Source organism: Arthrobacter sp. NPDC080031 (genome assembly GCF_040702485.1).
Taxonomy (GTDB): Bacteria; Actinomycetota; Actinomycetes; order Actinomycetales; family Micrococcaceae; genus Arthrobacter.
In genome coordinates, this window is sequence record NZ_JBFBLA010000003.1 from 1 (window position 1) to 16,381 (window position 16,381).

A 16,381-nucleotide genomic window follows, 5' to 3' on the forward strand; every position below is an offset into this window, starting at 1 on the left:
AAGTCCACAAACTCGTTGCGGGCACTCTGAGGAAATGACCTGACCATAGAACGCTCCATCAATCAGAGCGTTGCTACGACCATATGACTTTGCCCGCCTTATAACGACAACAAATGCGAGTCACTTGTGGTGGGGCGGCCGGACTGTGACGGCTGACATAGCCCTTGACCTCGGCATTCATTCTCTTTGACGATAGCTTTATCCCTATGACATCGAGCGATGCCGAATTTGAAAAGCTGATATCCGACGCCGGCGAGTGGGCTGCCCAGGACCCGGACCCGATCACTGCGGCAGCACTGGCCGAACTGACCGGACTCGCCTCCAGCGGCGTCGCTGCAGCCCGTCAACAGCTTGAAGACAGCTTCAGTGGAACACTGCAGTTCGGTACCGCGGGACTCCGGGCAGCCCTAGGCCCGGGTCCCAACAGGATGAACCGGGTGGTGGTGCGGCGGGCAGCGGCAGGTTTGGCGGCCTTCCTCAAGGACGCCGTTGAGGCGGCTTCCCCCGGAACGCGGCCGCGCGCCGTCGTCGGCTATGACGCGAGGCACAACTCGGATGTCTTCGCCCTGGAGACTGCCGCCATCTTCACGGCCGCGGGAATCGACACCTTCCTGATGCCTTCAGCGCTTCCCACCCCGCTGCTGGCTTACGCGGTCCGGTCCCTCGATTGCGACGGCGGCGTCATGGTCACAGCGAGCCACAATCCGCCGCAGGACAACGGATACAAGGTGTATCTCGGCGGCCGGGCCGTGGAGGAAAGCGGGCGGGGATCCCAGATCGTGGCACCCTACGATTCGCAGATCGCCGCAAGCATCGAAGCCGTGGGCCCTTTGGATTCCATTGAACTGGCTGAATCCGGCTGGACCGTGCTCCCCGGCTCCATCACCGGCGAGTACGAGGCCGCAATGGCCGGCCTGGCCGACGTCGAAAACTTTCCGGCCCGCGAGCTGAAGATCGTCCTGACCCCCATGCACGGTGTGGGTGGTGAGACTGCGGTGTCCGTGCTCAGTGCGGCAGGCTTCGCGGACGTCTCGCTCGTGGAAGAGCAAGCAGCACCGGATCCGGACTTTCCCACGGTCAGTTTCCCCAACCCGGAAGAACCCGGCGCGCTGGACCTGGCCTTGGCAGCAGCGGCGCGCTCGGGCGCCGACATCGTGCTGGCCAACGACCCCGACGCCGACCGGGCGGCTGTAGCGGCAAAGGACCCTGATACTGGTGCCTGGCGGATGTTGCGTGGTGACGAAGTCGGCGCTCTCCTCGGGGCACATGTCGTGGCCCGGCACGCCGCGGACGCCCGGCAAGGGGACTCGAGCCGGGGCGTTTTCGCAAACTCAATCGTCTCGTCCCGGCTGCTTTCCCGCATCGCGGCGTCTGCAGGCTTCGCCCATGAAGAAACGTTGACGGGATTCAAGTGGATTTCCCGGGTGCCGGGACTTGTGTACGGCTACGAGGAAGCCTTGGGCTACTGCGTGGCTCCCGAACTCGTCAGGGACAAGGATGGCATTTCCGCCTCCTTGCTCATCGCCGAACTGGCGGCGGCGGCCAAGGCCGAGGGAAAAACGATCTTCGACACCTTGGACGAGATTTACCTGGTGCACGGCCTGCATGCAAGCGACCAGCTCAGCATCCGGGTGGCTGACCTTGGTTTGCTGGACGCCATGATGAACCGGCTCCGGGCCGATCCGCCGGAGTCCTTTGGCGGTTCCGCCATCGAGGCCTTTGTGGATCTGGCCGAGGGAAGCGAACAACTGCCGCCAACGGACGGCCTCCTCTACCTGACCAAGGACCTGAGCCGCGTCATCATCCGGCCCAGTGGCACCGAGCCAAAGCTCAAGTGCTATCTGGAGGTCATCAAGTCGGTCGGTTCCGCGGCGGAACTCGCAGAAACCCGGCACGCCGCGCGGACCACTTTGGACCACATACTCGCCGACGTCCGTGAAGCGTTGGGACTCTAATCTAGAGTTCGACCTCGACGAAGCCATCAACCATGCGGGTCTTGAATGCCGGAAGCCGGAGCCCGGGGTTGGAATAGCACTCACCGGTCTGCAGGTCGTAGACCTCCTTGTGCAACGGCGAGGCGATGGTGGGGCGTGATCCCCGGGAACCGGTGATGCCGCGGGCCATGACGTTGGCCAAGGTTGCAGGGTCCTGCTGGGCTACTGCGTAGACATTTTCGGCGTCGATGCGGAAGAGAGCCACCTGCACGCCATCTATCAATGCGGCCTCTCCCCAAGCCGGCTCAAGCTCGTCCAACGGGCACACACGGTGCCAGCCGGACGTCGTCGGAGCGCTCGTCAGTTGTTCTTCCCGTTCCAGAATGACGGTCATGTCAACCCCTCTCGCTATGCCTTCGGCCGGACAAATGCTGTCCGTTCCTTTCAGGCCTTGGCCGCCACACGGCCATACCTTCAAGGTAGGCGGGGCGTGTTTCACGGGAACGCAGTCAATGTGTCCGGTGCGTAAAAGAGACCTCACACGTCCCGACATGCAATCGTGACCCAGAAGTTAAGACCACGAAACAAAGGGGAAACTGCAGAGTAACTGCCCGTCCGTAGTCTGAGGTGACAAGTTGCGGAGCACGTTCTGCGGCGTATGCGAAAGGCCACCAGTGACCGGACACACTTCCACCCCAGAAAACCAGCGCCGTATTGTTGTCGCCGGCGGAGGCCCTGCGGCCCACCGTTTTGCCGACGCCATGCATACCCGCGGTCTTGAGGGCTGGCACGTCACGGTCCTGACCGAGGAAGAGCACGTTCCCTATGACCGGGTCACGCTGAGCAAGGCGTTGACCGATGTGGACTATGACCTCACCTTGGGCGACATGTCCATGTGGGAGCACGAGGCCATCTCCCTGCGCACTGGCGAGCGCGTAGTCAGGATCAACCCCGATGCCAAGTCCGTGGAGACCGCGGCCGGCAACACGTACGAATACGATCACCTGGTGGTGGCCACCGGCTCGGACGCGGCAGAGCTCCCCTTCCCCGGCGGCGAGCTCGCCCATGTCTACCGCACGCTCGACGACGTCTGGGCCATCAACAAGGCCATTGCCGAACTCAGCGGGAAGCTCGGCCGGACCGTCAAGACGGTGACCATCGGCGGCGGCCTCCTCGGTCTGGAAGCGGCGGCCGGGACCATGGAGTTGGGCGCGCAGGCCACCGTCATCAACGGTTCGCGCTGGCTCATGAACGCCCAGCTGGATGAGGGTGCCGGCCAGGCGCTGGGCCGGCTGGTCACGGCCAAGGGGCTGGAGGTCCTTACGGGAACCTACCCCGCCGAAGTATTGTCCGACGACGACGGCCAGGTCACCGGCGTCCTCATGAGGGACGGCCGCATCGTCCCCGCCGACATGGTCATCGCGTCCATCGGCATCCGCCCCCGCGATGAACTATTCCGCGCCGCCCAGGACCCTTCGGAAGGCAAAGAACAGCTGTTCGAACTGGGAGAGAAGGGTGGCGTGGTCATCAACGACCACTGCGCCACCCCGGTCCCCGGAATCTGGGCCATTGGTGAGGTCGCGAACTTCGAGGGCATGTGCCTGGGACTCGTGGCGCCGGCGAACACCATGGCCGAGATCGTAGCCGACCGGCTGCACGGCGGGAAGGCGACCTTCCCCGGGTTCGACACTGCCACCAAGCTCAAGCTCTCCGGAGTGGACGTCGCCAGCTTCGGCGACGCCTTCGCCAAGACCGAGCACTCCCTGGAAATCGTCTACGCCGACCCCGCCCGGGGCGTCTACCAGAAGATCGTCACCACCGACGACGCCAAGACCCTGCTCGGCGGCATCTTCGTCGGCGACGCCACCCCGTACATGAGCCTGCGCCCCCTGCTGGGCCGCGAACTGCCCGCCGAGCCCGGCGCATACCTCACCGCAGCCGGCGGCGGGGACGCCCCCGAGACGGAACTGCCCGACGACGCGATCTTGTGTTCCTGCAACAACGTCCCCGCCGGGAACATCCGCGACGCGATCAACGGCTGCGGCTCCTGCGAAGGCAACGCACCCGTCCGAGAACTGGGCGAACTGAAGACCTGCTCCCGGGCCGGCACCCAGTGCGGCTCCTGCGTGCCGATGCTCAAGAAGCTCCTCGAAGGCGAGCTCAAGAAGTCGGGCATCGAGGTCTCCAAGGCGTTGTGCGAGCACTTCAGCCTCTCCCGCCAGGAACTCTTCGACGCCATCCGGGTCCTGGAACTGGACTCCTTCGAAGACATCCTGACCAAATACGGCACCGGCGCGGGCTGCGATATCTGCAAACCGACCATCGCCTCCATCCTCGCCAGCCAGAACAGCGAATACGTCCTGGGCGCCGGGCGCGGCACCCTGCAGGACACCAACGACCGCGCCCTGGCCAACATGCAAAAGGACGGCACCTACTCCGTGGTCCCCCGCATCGCAGGCGGCGAAATCACCCCGCAGGGCCTGGGCGTGATCGCGCGCGTCGCGGAGAAGTACGGCCTGTACACGAAAATCACGGGCGGGCAGCGGATCGACATGTTCGGCGCCCGCCTCGAACAGCTCCCCGAGATCTGGAAGGAACTGGTCGAGGCCGGCTTCGAGTCCGGCCAGGCCTACGGCAAGAGCCTGCGCACCGTGAAATCCTGCGTCGGATCGACCTGGTGCCGCTTCGGCGTCCAGGACTCCGTCGCCATGGCCATCAACCTCGAAATGCGCTACCGCGGCCTGCGCAGCCCGCACAAACTCAAAATGGGCGTCTCCGGCTGCGCCCGCGAATGCGCCGAAGCCCGTGGCAAGGACGTCGGCGTCATCGCCACCGATAAAGGCTGGAACCTGTACGTCGGCGGCAACGGCGGTTTCCTGCCCGCCCACGCGCAACTCCTCGCCCAGGACCTGGACGACGACACCCTGATCAAATACATCGACCGCTACCTCATGTACTACATCCGCACCGCGGACCGGCTCCAGCGCACGGCCCGCTGGCAGGAAGAACTCGACGGCGGCCTCAAACACATCGAAGACGTCATCATCCACGACTCCCTCGGCATCGCCGACGAGCTCGAAACCGCCATGGCCCGCCACATCGACACCTACCAGGACGAATGGGCCGAGACCCTCAAAGACCCGGAACGGCTCCGGCGCTTCCGCTCCTTCGTCAACGCCCCCGACCAGAAAGACGAAGCCATCACCTTCGTCCCCGAACGCGGCCAGATCCGCCCCGCCACCAACGAGGAAAAGGGCGGCGTCCTCGTCGCCAGCACGATCCCCGTTCGCGGCCAGGACTAAGGAGCAAGAAGCCATGCAGCTCGCCCTCGACCTCACAGGCCGCGACGTTCTGGTCACAGGCTCGGCCCACGCCGCACGGCAGGCCGTCCGGCGCTACGAAGCCGCCGGCGCCGTCGTGCATCGGCTCAGCACCCCCGACGGAGCCGACGCTGACGGCCCTCTTCCCGAACGCCCGTTCCTGGTCGCGGCCGTCGACGATGGCCAGCCCGGCTGGGAACCCCTGCTCGAACGCTGCCGGAAAGCAGGGATCCCCGTCGCCAGCGAACCGCCTGCAGGCGAGCCGGGCCATGTCACCTTGGTCGGCGGCGGCCCCGGCTCCCTCGATCTGCTGACCATGGGCGCGGTCAACGCGCTTCGGGACGCCGACGTCGTCTTCTACGACCGGCTCGCCCCCTACGCTGAACTGGCGCAACTGACGTCCGCGGACATGGTGGACGTCGGCAAGCGCCCCGGGCACCACAAGGTCGCCCAATGCGACATCGAAAAGCTCATGGTCGACGCCGCCGTGGCCGGCAAGAACGTGGTCCGGCTCAAGGGCGGTGACCCTTATGTGTTCGGCCGCGGCGGCGAAGAAGTCAGCGCGTGCGTGCACGCAGGCATCCCGGTCCGCGTCATCCCGGGCGTCACGAGCGCCATCTCGGTCCCGGCCGCCGCAGGCATTCCGGTCACGCACCGCGAGGTCAGCCACATGTTCACGGTTGTCTCGGGCCACGCACCGCTGACCGAGAAGGAGCACGCCCACTTGGCTGGCCTCGGCGGGACCATCGTGGTCCTCATGGGCATCGGAACCCTCCCCCAACTCGCCGCCGGGCTCCGCCGGGCCGGGATGGACCCCGCAATGCCCATGGCCGTCGTCGAACGCGGCTACCGCCCCGGACAACGCACTACCATCGCCGAACTCGGAACTGTCGAAACGGCGGCCGCGGGCTGCACCAATCCCGCCGTCCTGGTCATCGGCGAAGTGGTCCGGGTGGCCGAAGCCAACCGCAATCACACCGAAGCCACCGCAGACCTCAAGCTACTCGCAGCTTCCCTCCTTGAAGCCTGAAAGAACACACATGACTACGTTGAATGCCCTAGATTCCATCGATGCAGGCTCGCCGTTGGCCACCCCCGTACCAAACGACGATGCGCCCCTGGACGGTTTCCGCATCGGGGTGACATCCCACAGGCGTTCACTGGATTTGATCGAGGCGCTCGAACGGCGCGGCGCTTCCGTGCTGCACGCCCCGGCTTTGAAGATCGCGCCGGTCCAGGAAGACATCACGCTTATCCGGGACACGAAAACGATCATCGCGGCCAAGCCGGATATCTGCATCGCCACCACCGCCTACGGCATGCGGCGCTGGTGTGAGGCCGCGGACTCTTTCGGCATCGGCGAGCAGCTTCTCGACGTCCTGGCCGCCTGCCGCATGTTCGTGCGGGGACCAAAAGCCCGCGGTGCCGTCCGCGCGGCAGGCCTTGCCGACGTCGGGATCAGCAGTGACGAAACCACCGCCACACTGGTGGATATGCTCCTTCAGGAAGGCGTCCGGGGGAAGACTGTCGCCGTGCAGTTGCACGGCTACACCGATGTGCGCCAGCTGGAGCGGCTCCGGATGTCCGGCGCGACCGTCCTCACCGTCACCCCCTACCGCTGGGTAAAGCCCGACGGCGAAGACAAGCTGCCGCGGTTGATCGAAGCCGCCTGCAGTGGAGACTTGGACGTGCTCACCTTTACGAGCGCACCTGCCGTAGACGCCATGTGGAGCACTGCCCACGAAATGGGCCTGTACCGCCAGCTGGTCGAGGCCCTCAAGACCCAGGTGACCGTCGCCGCCGTCGGGCCCGTCACCGCACAGCCGCTGATCGACGCCGGACTCGCCCCCCTCATCCCGGACCGCTACCGCATGGGTGCGCTCATCCGGCTCGTCACCGAACACCTGGCCCTGAACCATGTGCGCCGGCTCGACACTCCCGCGGGGAACATCGAGCTGCGCGGCCGCTGCTTGAAGATCGATGGTTCGGTGGTGGAGCTGGCGCCGGCTCCGCTGCTCCTGCTGCGGGCGCTTTTGGGAGCAGGGGGCGCTGTGCTGTCCCGCGAGGCGCTTTCCGATCTTCTGGAACTGCGTGGCTCGGTCCATGCCCTGGACATGACGGTGAGCCGTTTGCGGTCTTCGCTGCCGGACGGAAAGCTCGTGGAAACCGTGGTCAAACGGGGTTACCGGCTCCGGGTCTAGCCGTGGTTCTTGTGGACCAGGTAGATGGCACCGGTGGTGACGTCTTCCTCAAGTGCTTCCAGGGTGCGGCCACGGGTTTCGGGAACCTGCTTGACGACGAAAACCAGGGCCAGCGCCCCGACGACGGCGAAGAGGAAGAAGGTGCCGGTGATCCCGACCCCCGCAACCAGCGACGGGAAGAACAGCGAAAGGAACCCGTTCACGACCCAGAGGAAGAAGATCGAGACGCCGGTACCGAAGCCGCGCATGTGCAGCGGGAAGACTTCCGACAGGTAGACCCAGACCGCCACGTTCAGGAACGTCTGCATGGACCCGACGAAGGCAACCACCAGGAAGAGGATCACGTACGGGCGGATCGGATTGCCCACGGGCAACATCATTGAGGCGAACCCGATGAGCAGGTGGCAGCTGGTGGTCAGCGTGAGACCGAGGATGAAGGTCTTGCGGCGGTCGATCCGGTCCATGAGCGACAAGGCGATGACGCCGCCGACCACGGCGATCACGCCGGGGGCGATGTTCGCGATGAGCGCTCCGCTCTCGTTGAAGCCCGACTCGACGAGCACCGTCTGTCCGTAGTACATGATCGAGTTGATGCCGGTCAGCTGCTGGGCGACGCCGAGGCCGATGCCCACGAGCAGAATGCGGAACAGGTTCTTGTTGCTGAAGACCGCACGCCAGCCGATCTGTTGGCTCTCCTGCTCCTCTTTGGCGACGTTCTCGACCTCGCCGAGCTCCGCAAGAGCGCGGTCCTCGGAGCGGACGGACCGCAACACCGCGAGCGCCTCATCGTGCCGGCCCTTTTCCACGAGCCAGCGCGGGGACTCGGGCACTCGGAGCATCCCGAAGAACAGCGCGATCGCCGGCAACGCGCACACCGCAAGCATGATGCGCCACACGCCCGGGACGTCGCCCCACACGATGCCGATGATGGCGTTGACGACGAAGGCCGCCAGTTGGCCGGCGACGATCATGAGCTCGTTCCGGCCTGCCAGGGAGCCGCGGATCTCGTACGGGGCCATCTCCGCCAGGAACACCGGGACCACCGCCGAGGCGCCACCCACTGCGAGACCGAGCAGGATGCGGCCAACAACGAGGACGCCAAAGCTCGGCGTGAACACGCACACCAGGGTTCCGGCGAAGAACAGCACGGCCAGCAGGATGATCGTCTTGCGCCGCCCCCACCCGTCAGAGATGCGGCCGCCGGAGAGCGCGCCGATCGCCGCGGCGAAGACGAGTGAACTGGCCACGATGCCCTCGGTGAACGGGGTGAGGCCGAGTTCGGCCGTCATTGGCCTCAGGGCACCGTTGATCACACCCGTGTCATAACCGAACAGCAGGCCACCGAACGTGGCGATCAGGGCTACCAGGCCCAGTCGCTTACGATGTGGGCCGGCGGTCAAAGGTGGAAGCGCGACTACGCTGCCGGCTCTGCCGTGACTTTGAGTAGCAGACATCAGGACTCCTTTGTCATGTGGTGCGGGTCATACGCCCGCTCTGAACACAAGACTAACGCGCGAAAGACACAAATGTAAGGTCAATCTAACAAATGACTTAATTGAGGCTTCTTCGCCATGGCAAAATGAGGGCATCCGCGGACCGTCCGACAGCCATTTCGCCCGCAACTCAACGGCGCCCGTCGCCATGTGACCCAGCTCATTACCGGCTGGTAACCATCAGGGAACGGGTTCCGGCCAAATTGCAACAACGGGGAAACACCACCGAAAAACCCCACGCCTAGGCTGGGCACAGGCACATCCACCACAGCTCAGTTCAGCGAAGGGACCCACCATGTCCATCACCCCGTCCGCAGGCTCCATCCACCTCGTCATCGCAGGAGCCGGGCCCGCAGCCCAGGCCCTCGTCCGTCAGCTGACAAGCAGCAGCACTACTTCGCGACAACCCGGCACGGCAGCGTTCATCGGCACCATCACGGTCCTGAGCAACCGCGACGAGTGCCCCGACGCGCTCCTGGAGCTAGCAGCCCTCCCCCAGGTCTCCGTGCGTTTCGGCCAGGCCGCGAGTTTCATCGATGTCCAGGCCCGCACGGTGACGACCACCGAAGGCCTCGAGTTCCCTTACGATCAGCTGGTGATTGCCACCGGCTCCTCCCCCATGTACCCGCCGGTCCAAGGCGCGGCACGCAGCCTCAGCTACTCCACGATCGACGACGCCGAGCAGATCGGCACCGCGGTCCAGGACATCACCAAGGTCCTGGGACGTCGTCCGCTGGGGATCTTGGTTGGCACCGGTCCGGCAGCCGGCCAGGCCGAGGCAGTCCTGCGTGCCCGCGGAGTCCGGCCCGTCCGCACCACCTTGCGTCCAGCTGCCGTCATGCCTTCCGTCGCCGGTTCGGTCCTGCCGGCTACCGGGATCGTCTTCGAGGACGGAAGCAGCATGAACGGCGATCTCGTGGTGCTCGCGGAGGAACGGCTCCCCCGCAACGGGCTCGCTGAAAGTGCAGGCCTGCAAACAGCTCCCGACGGCGGCATCAGGGTGGGGCGCGACTTCGCCACATCCGTGCCCGGCATCTGGGCGATCGGCGACGCCGCCTCCCGGGACGGCATGCGCCTCGGACTCGTCTTCTCCTCGAATGCCGCCGCGGCACACTGCGCCGCCCGGCTTGAGGAAGACGCCAGGCTCCACGCGTCCAGTCCCCAACGGTCCCGGCGTTCCTCACGGTCCGCCGTCGCGGCCTAAGGCGGGCCGGGGGGCCTGAGGCGGGCCGGGGTGTGTAAGGCGGGCCGGGAAGCCTGTCTCAGGGGCCCAAAACTCAGCCCGCCGGGCCCTAGGCAGGGAGCCTCCACGGCGGCCGGGCAGTGTGGCAAGATGGTCATTTGACGAGCCGCGACCCTTGCGGCACACCGGGCCCGCCACGGAAGGACCTCCATGAGCAACGAAGCCTCCAGCGCACTGGACAACAGTGCAAGCATCGCTTCATACATCGACCACACTCTCCTCAAGCCGGAAGCCAGCGAAGCCGAGGTGCGCCAAGTCTGTGCCGAGGCGGCCGAGTACAAGTTCAAGTCGGTGTGCGTCAATCCGATTTGGGTCAAGACCGTCACCAAGGCACTCAAGGGTTCCGGAGTGCTCACCTGCTCGGTTGTCGGCTTTCCGCTGGGCGCCACTCCTAGCGATGTCAAGGCCTTCGAAGCACGAGGCGCCGTCTTGGATGGTGCGGATGAAATCGACATGGTGATCAACATCGCCGCGGCCCGCGCCGGGGACAAAGGCGCCTTGGTGGATGACATCACGACCGTAGCGGAGGCGGTCCACGCGGGCGGGGCCATCCTGAAGGTCATCATCGAGACTGCCCTGCTGAATGACGAGCAGAAGGTCCTGGCTTGCGAGGCATCGGTGGAGGCCGGGGCGGACTTCGTCAAGACCTCAACCGGTTTCAACGGTGGGGGCGCCACGGTGGAAGACGTGGCCCTCATGCGCAAGACGGTGGGCCCGGATCTCGGCGTCAAGGCCTCCGGCGGAGTACGTTCCCTGGCCGACGCACAGGCTATGATTGCTGCTGGTGCAACACGTATCGGTGCGAGCTCCGGAATTGCCATCGTCAAAGGTGAACAAGGTTCATCCGCGTACTGATTTTCCCGGCAGCCGCCACAGTTTTTGAGCCCCCCGGGGCCGAGGAGGAAAGCATGTCCCAGAACGCCAGCCAGCCCATCGAAAAAGAGAACCCCCTGGGCCAGAGCATTCTGCTCTTTGTGTTCAGCATGGTCCTGTTCCTCGGCGCCATCTACTCCCTGACCTTCCTGACGCTGGAGAACACGTGGCCGATGGCCATCTGCCTGCTCCTCTTTGGCCTCGCCTTCTGGATCCCGCAGACCATTCTTGGCCGCTCCAACTCGGCGGGCGAAAGCTAAGAACCAACCGCAACTACTGTGGCCCCGGACTTTTAGTCCGGGGCCACAGTACTTTAAATGTGGCTCCACCACTTCTGACTTCTTTTGAACGCCAACGACGGCGACACGCCCCAAAAAGGGGCGTGTCGCCGTCGTTCTCCCAGCAAAGAAGGTCAGAAGTGGCGACAAAACCAAGTAGTACCACTCGTATTGGCCTGCGTTGGCTCACGGGTCGTGGTCTCGGAGTGGGTCGGCATTCTGACTTGCGGTGATGTCGGTGGATTGGTGCTTTTTCACGCACTGAGGAAATAAGCCAAGTCACGTGGCCGACTGCCATCCGTCTGTCCTCTTTGGCCTCGCATTCTGAATCCCGCGGACCATTCTTGGCCGCTTCACGTCGGCTGGCGAAAGCTAAGAACCAACTGTAACTACTGTGGCTCCACCACTTCTGACTTCTTTTGAACCCGAACGACGGCGATACTCCCCAAAAAGGGGCGTGTCGCCGTCGTTCTCCCAGCAAAGAAGGTCAGAAGTGGCGACGAAACCAAGTAGTACCACTCGTATTTGCCTGCGAAAAACGGGTAACACCACTCGTTGTTAGTTAAAGACGGCCCATGCCAGCATTTGGTCATCGATTGAATGGGCAATCGAAGCAAGGGTCGGAAATTTCGAATTCATTGCCGCTGTCGCCTGTTCTGGGGAATACCAATTCAAAAAGGAGTCTCACTCATGCGCAAATTGAGCAAAAAAGGGAAGATCTACGCGGCGGCAGCAACAGTTGCCCTGGTGGCAGCAAGCGGCGGAGCAGCCTACGCGTACTGGAGCACGACGGGTAGTGGTTCGGGAGCGGCAGCCAACTCCGCCGGAACATCACCCGTCACGCTGCACGCGGCTTTCGCGGCAGGGCTGGCCCCTGGCAACTCGACTTCGGTCACATACACCGCAAGCAATCCCAACAGCAGCAGCACCACTGTCACCCTCGGCACCCCCACAGTAACGATCGACGCCGCGCACGCAAGCTGCGATCCCGGGTGGTTCCAAGTCACGGCCTCAGGGGGGAGTACCCTCGTGCCAGCGGCCACCGTAGCCGGGCCCGGCAGCGCTCAGGTTGGAACGGGCACCCTGACCATGGTGGACCTTTCCGGTACCTCCCAGGATGGGTGCAAGGGCGCCACCGTCACCGTCAGCGTCGGCAGCAACTAATCAAGAGCTGGTGGGCCCATCGCGGGCCCACCAGCTTGTGCTGTCCGATCAGTAGAAACCACGCAGAACAAACTTAGAGGAGGCCCAGGTGCCGAGCATTCAGGAGTTATTCCACTCGCCGCTTCGCATTGTCCGTGCGGGAGCCAAAGTGCTTCTGGCAGGCCTCCTCTTGGTGACCCTCACATCGGGCGTCGTGCTCGCCGCCAGTAGTAATGGCAACCAAACCACACCAAAAGGCATCACGCTGCAGCTTGCCCCCACCAGCAGATCCGTTACACAGGGAACGTCGGCAAGCTACAACGTCGTGGTCCAGCCCTCGGGCGGGTTTGCTGGCAACGTCGCACTGACAATCTCGGGTCTGCCAGCGGGTGCCACTGCATCGTTTTCTCCCGCGGTGGTAGCCGTCGGACCCGGATCAGGGTCAGCGACCCTCAACGTGTCCTCTACATCCGCCACGCCCTTGGGAACCTACTCCCTTAGCCTCAAGGGCAGCAGCGGGACGCTGCAGTCCGCCGTCGTCGTCATTTCTTTGACGGTGACGGCCGGACAGCACCAGCCGTTCAACATCTCAGGCGACCCCACAGGGCTTCTGGCACCGGGCAATGCAGTACCGATTAATCTTCAATTGACGAACCCGGGCAATTCCAGCCTCAACGTCACCGGCCTGACCGTTTCCATCGCCGGAGTCACGCGCACTGCCCAGGCCGTCGCCAACAACCGGCCATGCAATCCTTCGGACTACGTCGTCATCCAATTCAGCGGCAGTTATCCGATAGCTGCCCCGCCCGGCAACTCCTCGCTTTCCGGGAGCGGAATTCCGGCAGCTCGGTGGCCACAGGTAAGGATGCTGGACACTTCGTTGAACCAGGACGGTTGCAAAGGCGCAACCGTGCAGCTTTCCTACTCCGGGACGGGACAGGGCAACTGAGATGACTTCCAACGGATGGCTGAAGATCAGCAGGGGCCGCGGCGGCAAGGCCGCGTTCCTGGCGGGCGCGCTCACCCTCGCGCTCGGCGCGGGGACGGCTTATGCATACTGGGCCACGAACGGCTCCGGCAGCGGCTCCGCTGCCGCCGGCGACATGCAGACTGTCACCGTGGACGCGCTCGTTCCCGGTGACACTCCGTCGTCGACACTGATGCCCGGCGGGACCGCCGACGTAGTGCTGCGGGTGACCAACCCGAACCCCTACCCGGTCCAGGTGTACAGCGTCATGGGCAACGGACCCGTCACCGCCGACACCGCGCATCCTGCCTGCACCACCACGGGGGTCACCTTCGCCGGCTCTCCGGGTCCACTCAGTCCGACCGTTTCCATCGCCGCGAATTCGACCGCACTGGTCACTCTTCCCGGAGCCGCGGGCATGGATGCGACGTCGCAGTCAGCCTGCCAGGGCTCCACCTTCCACCTTCCAGTCAGTTTGGCGGTCCGAAAATGAGCATTCAACCGCGGCACCATATGCCCCGCGCCGCCAGCTGGCTGAGGACCCGTGCACCGTGGGTGCTCATCGGAATCCTCCTGGTGTCCGGCATCGGTTCCGCGGCCTACGCGTTCTGGCAGTCCATCAGCAGCAGCAATTTCGCCTCTGCTACCGGGGACGCCGTCATGCCCGGAAACAAGCCATCGGTCTCTGCCACGGGTGCCGACATCTCAGTGAACTGGACACCTGGTATGACGGCAAGCGGCCGGGCTGTTACCGGTTACACGGTTGCCCGGTATAACGCGGCCACGGGCGGATCCCAAACCCCTGCGACAGGCGCCTGCGCAGGCACCGTTACGGTCATTAGCTGCGCCGAACACAACGTCCCCGGCGGAATATGGTTCTACACCGTCACCCCGGTCATCGGACTCTGGACCGGCGCTGAAAGCCCGCGCAGCGACGCCGTCAGCAGTGACAGCACGCCGCCGGTGGCCTCCGTTGCGTCCATTTCCCCGACACCCAACGCGTCCGGCTTCAACAACAGCAGCCCTGTCATCGTCAATCTCTCGGCCCAGGACAACACAGGCGGCTCCGGCGTCGCCTCGATCACCTACGCCGTTGATTCCGGCAGTCCGACGACGGTGAGCGCCGCCAACGCGGCAGTCACCGTGAGCGGTGACGGAACGCATGTCGTGACCTATTTCGCGACCGACAACGCAGGCAACGCCAGCGCCCCCCAGAATCTTGCGATCAAGATCGACACGGTGGCGCCCGGCGCACCTTCGATCATCGTGCCCACGTACGTGAACAGTGCCAACGTCGCCGCTGTCCCAGTCAACGGCACAGCTGAGCCCGGATCAACGCTGACCCTTACAATCACCGATCCCGGTGCCGCGCACACGCTGGCACGGACTGTGACAGTCAACGGCTCCGGAGCGTGGACGGCAACCGGTCTCGACCTGAGCTCCCTGAACCAAGGCACCGTCACGTATGCCGCCAAAGCCACCGACGCTGCGGGCAACACCGGCTCCACGGTGGCCGTTACCAGCATCAAGGACTCGCTGGCCCCGGGCACCCCGACGATCTCCGCCCCGCTGTACGTCAACAGCGCCAACGTTGCCAACGTGCCGGTCAGCGGCACGGCGGAGGCTGGCGCGGCAGTCACGCTAGTGGTCACCGACGCCGGGGCCGCCCATTCGGTGACGCAGACTGCGACCGCCAGCGGCACCGGTGCTTGGTCCACAACCGGGCTCAACCTCTCCCCACTCAACCAGGGCGCTGTCACGTACACTGCCACCGCTACCGACGCCGCCGGTAATACTGGCGCCTCAGCAACGACAACCAAAACCAAGGACACGATTTCGGCCACTCCCACGGTCACTGTGCTTACCTACGTCAACAGCGCCAACGCGGGCAACGTGCCGGTAAGCGGAACGTCCGACGCCGGGGCATCGGTCACACTCACCGTCACCGACGCCGGCTCCGCTCATACTGTCAGCCAGACTGTCGCCGCCGCGGGTTCCGGAACATGGTCAGTGACTGGCTTGAACCTAAGCACGTTCACAGACGGGAGTATCAGCTACTCCGCGACGGCGACCGATCCGGCCGGAAACGTCAGCGCCACGAAGACCACCACGAACACGAAAGACACGGTTTCCGCCACTCCGGTGGTCAACGCTCCTGCCTATGTGAACGGTACCAACGTAGCCAGTGTCCCGGTCAGCGGAACGTCCGACGCCGGAGCATCAGTCAGCCTTACTGTCACGGACGCCGGCACCCCAGTACACACGGTCACCCAAACCGTCACGGCCAATGGCTCGGGAACGTGGTCAACCAGTGGACTCAACCTGGGCACGCTCAACCCTGGTGCCATCAGTTACTCGGCAACTGCCACGGACCCGGCCGGAAATGTCAGCGTCGCGGGAACAGCAAGCAGCACGAAGGACGTCGTGGCGCCAACGGTCACAGGGGTCGCACTGACGAACAGTAACGGAACCGCAGACAGCGGAGACTCAGTGACTATCACTTATTCGGAACGCATGGATGCCACCAAGTTCTGCAGCACGTGGAACAACACCGGAACTCAGACTCTGAACAGCAACAATGACGTGACTGTTACCCTCACCGACAATGCACTTAACGACACGCTGACGGTCTCCAGTAGTACTTGCGCCCTCAACTTCGGGCCCGTGTCCTTGGGCGGAGATTACATCAGCTCGGGGATGGCAACGTTCAAGGGCGGGGGCGGCATGAAGGTTCCTTCGGTGGTTCAATGGGATCCGGTGACCTTCAAGCTGACCATCGTCCTGGGAAGCCTCAAATCGGGCACGGTGCGCACGGGCGTCAGCGCAGGAACCCCTTCTTACGCGCCGCTTGCAGGCTTCGCCGACCTCGCCGGAAACGCCCTCGGTACAACGCCATTTACCTCTGCAAGTACGTCAGGGTTCTGATGCC

13 protein-coding genes are annotated in these 16,381 nt (G+C 64.4%); 11 read left to right on the forward strand and 2 right to left on the reverse strand.

Annotation, left to right across the window (positions count from 1 at the left end):
• The first annotated feature begins 206 nt into the window (after positions 1-206).
• Entirely contained in the window at positions 207-1,955 is a 1,749-nt protein-coding gene (locus AB0323_RS03125) for a phospho-sugar mutase (RefSeq protein WP_366176075.1), read from the forward strand.
• Position 1,956: 1 nt separating this feature from the next.
• Here AB0323_RS03125 and nirD read toward each other — a convergent pair whose 3' ends face one another.
• Entirely contained in the window at positions 1,957-2,328 is a 372-nt protein-coding gene (nirD, locus tag AB0323_RS03130; RefSeq protein ID WP_366176076.1) for a nitrite reductase small subunit NirD, read from the reverse strand.
• 280 nt (positions 2,329-2,608) lie between these two features.
• On the opposite strand from nirD, the gene nirB reads away from it, so the two are divergent.
• Genes nirB through AB0323_RS03145 form a run of 3 tightly spaced genes read left to right on the forward strand, consistent with a single transcriptional unit; the run spans position 2,609 to position 7,455 of the window.
• Entirely contained in the window at positions 2,609-5,236 is a 2,628-nt protein-coding gene (gene nirB / locus AB0323_RS03135; RefSeq protein ID WP_366176077.1) for a nitrite reductase large subunit NirB, read from the forward strand.
• Between the two features lie 13 nt (positions 5,237-5,249).
• The gene (cobA, locus tag AB0323_RS03140; RefSeq protein WP_366176078.1) at positions 5,250-6,284 is read left to right on the forward strand and encodes a uroporphyrinogen-III C-methyltransferase; all 1,035 of its coding nucleotides are present in this window, start codon (positions 5,250-5,252) and stop codon (positions 6,282-6,284) included.
• Positions 6,285-6,294: 10 nt separating this feature from the next.
• Complete coding sequence (locus tag AB0323_RS03145; RefSeq protein WP_366176079.1) at positions 6,295-7,455, forward strand: uroporphyrinogen-III synthase; 1,161 nt, start codon at positions 6,295-6,297, stop codon at positions 7,453-7,455.
• Here the strand turns inward: AB0323_RS03145 and AB0323_RS03150 are convergent.
• Positions 7,452-8,909, reverse strand: a complete 1,458-nt coding sequence (locus tag AB0323_RS03150; RefSeq protein WP_366176080.1) for a sugar porter family MFS transporter — start codon at positions 8,907-8,909, stop codon at positions 7,452-7,454. The two genes, AB0323_RS03145 and AB0323_RS03150, sit on opposite strands and share 4 nt — an antisense overlap.
• 334 nt (positions 8,910-9,243) lie before the next feature.
• Here AB0323_RS03150 and AB0323_RS03155 point away from each other — a divergent pair, with 334 nt between their 5' ends.
• From AB0323_RS03155 to AB0323_RS03185, 7 genes are all read left to right on the forward strand, one after another.
• On the forward strand, positions 9,244-10,152 hold the full coding sequence (locus AB0323_RS03155) for an FAD-dependent oxidoreductase (RefSeq protein WP_366176081.1): 909 nt from the start codon (positions 9,244-9,246) through the stop codon (positions 10,150-10,152).
• Between the two features lie 189 nt (positions 10,153-10,341).
• The gene (gene deoC / locus AB0323_RS03160; RefSeq protein WP_234750836.1) at positions 10,342-11,046 is read left to right on the forward strand and encodes a deoxyribose-phosphate aldolase; all 705 of its coding nucleotides are present in this window, start codon (positions 10,342-10,344) and stop codon (positions 11,044-11,046) included.
• A gap of 53 nt (positions 11,047-11,099) precedes the next feature.
• A complete protein-coding gene (locus AB0323_RS03165) occupies positions 11,100-11,324 on the forward strand; it encodes a hypothetical protein (protein ID WP_364532333.1) in 225 nt (74 codons plus the stop codon).
• Positions 11,325-12,032: 708 nt separating this feature from the next.
• Positions 12,033-12,506, forward strand: a complete 474-nt coding sequence (locus AB0323_RS03170; protein WP_366176082.1) for a hypothetical protein — start codon at positions 12,033-12,035, stop codon at positions 12,504-12,506.
• Between the two features lie 88 nt (positions 12,507-12,594).
• Positions 12,595-13,434 (forward strand): hypothetical protein, encoded by an 840-nt coding sequence (locus tag AB0323_RS03175; RefSeq protein WP_366176083.1) that lies wholly within the window; start codon positions 12,595-12,597, stop codon positions 13,432-13,434.
• 1 nt (position 13,435) lies between these two features.
• Positions 13,436-13,945 (forward strand): hypothetical protein, encoded by a 510-nt coding sequence (locus AB0323_RS03180; protein ID WP_366176084.1) that lies wholly within the window; start codon positions 13,436-13,438, stop codon positions 13,943-13,945.
• The gene (locus tag AB0323_RS03185) at positions 13,942-16,377 is read left to right on the forward strand and encodes an Ig-like domain-containing protein (protein ID WP_366176085.1); all 2,436 of its coding nucleotides are present in this window, start codon (positions 13,942-13,944) and stop codon (positions 16,375-16,377) included. The genes AB0323_RS03180 and AB0323_RS03185 overlap by 4 nt, the downstream gene beginning before the upstream one ends.
• Positions 16,378-16,381: the final 4 nt, after the last annotated feature.

Bases quoted from the DNA above. Each gene is read 5' to 3' on its own strand.
- AB0323_RS03125 (WP_366176075.1), top strand. From the start codon at position 207: ATGACATCGAGCGATGCCGAATTTGAAAAGCTGATATCCGACGCCGGC.
- nirD (WP_366176076.1), bottom strand. From the start codon at position 2,328: ATGACCGTCATTCTGGAACGGGAAGAACAACTGACGAGCGCTCCGACG.
- cobA (WP_366176078.1), top strand. From the start codon at position 5,250: ATGCAGCTCGCCCTCGACCTCACAGGCCGCGACGTTCTGGTCACAGGC.
- AB0323_RS03145 (WP_366176079.1), top strand. From the start codon at position 6,295: ATGACTACGTTGAATGCCCTAGATTCCATCGATGCAGGCTCGCCGTTG.
- AB0323_RS03150 (WP_366176080.1), bottom strand. From the start codon at position 8,909: ATGTCTGCTACTCAAAGTCACGGCAGAGCCGGCAGCGTAGTCGCGCTT.
- AB0323_RS03155 (WP_366176081.1), top strand. From the start codon at position 9,244: ATGTCCATCACCCCGTCCGCAGGCTCCATCCACCTCGTCATCGCAGGA.
- deoC (WP_234750836.1), top strand. From the start codon at position 10,342: ATGAGCAACGAAGCCTCCAGCGCACTGGACAACAGTGCAAGCATCGCT.
- AB0323_RS03165 (WP_364532333.1), top strand. From the start codon at position 11,100: ATGTCCCAGAACGCCAGCCAGCCCATCGAAAAAGAGAACCCCCTGGGC.
- AB0323_RS03170 (WP_366176082.1), top strand. From the start codon at position 12,033: ATGCGCAAATTGAGCAAAAAAGGGAAGATCTACGCGGCGGCAGCAACA.
- AB0323_RS03180 (WP_366176084.1), top strand. From the start codon at position 13,436: ATGACTTCCAACGGATGGCTGAAGATCAGCAGGGGCCGCGGCGGCAAG.
- AB0323_RS03185 (WP_366176085.1), top strand. From the start codon at position 13,942: ATGAGCATTCAACCGCGGCACCATATGCCCCGCGCCGCCAGCTGGCTG.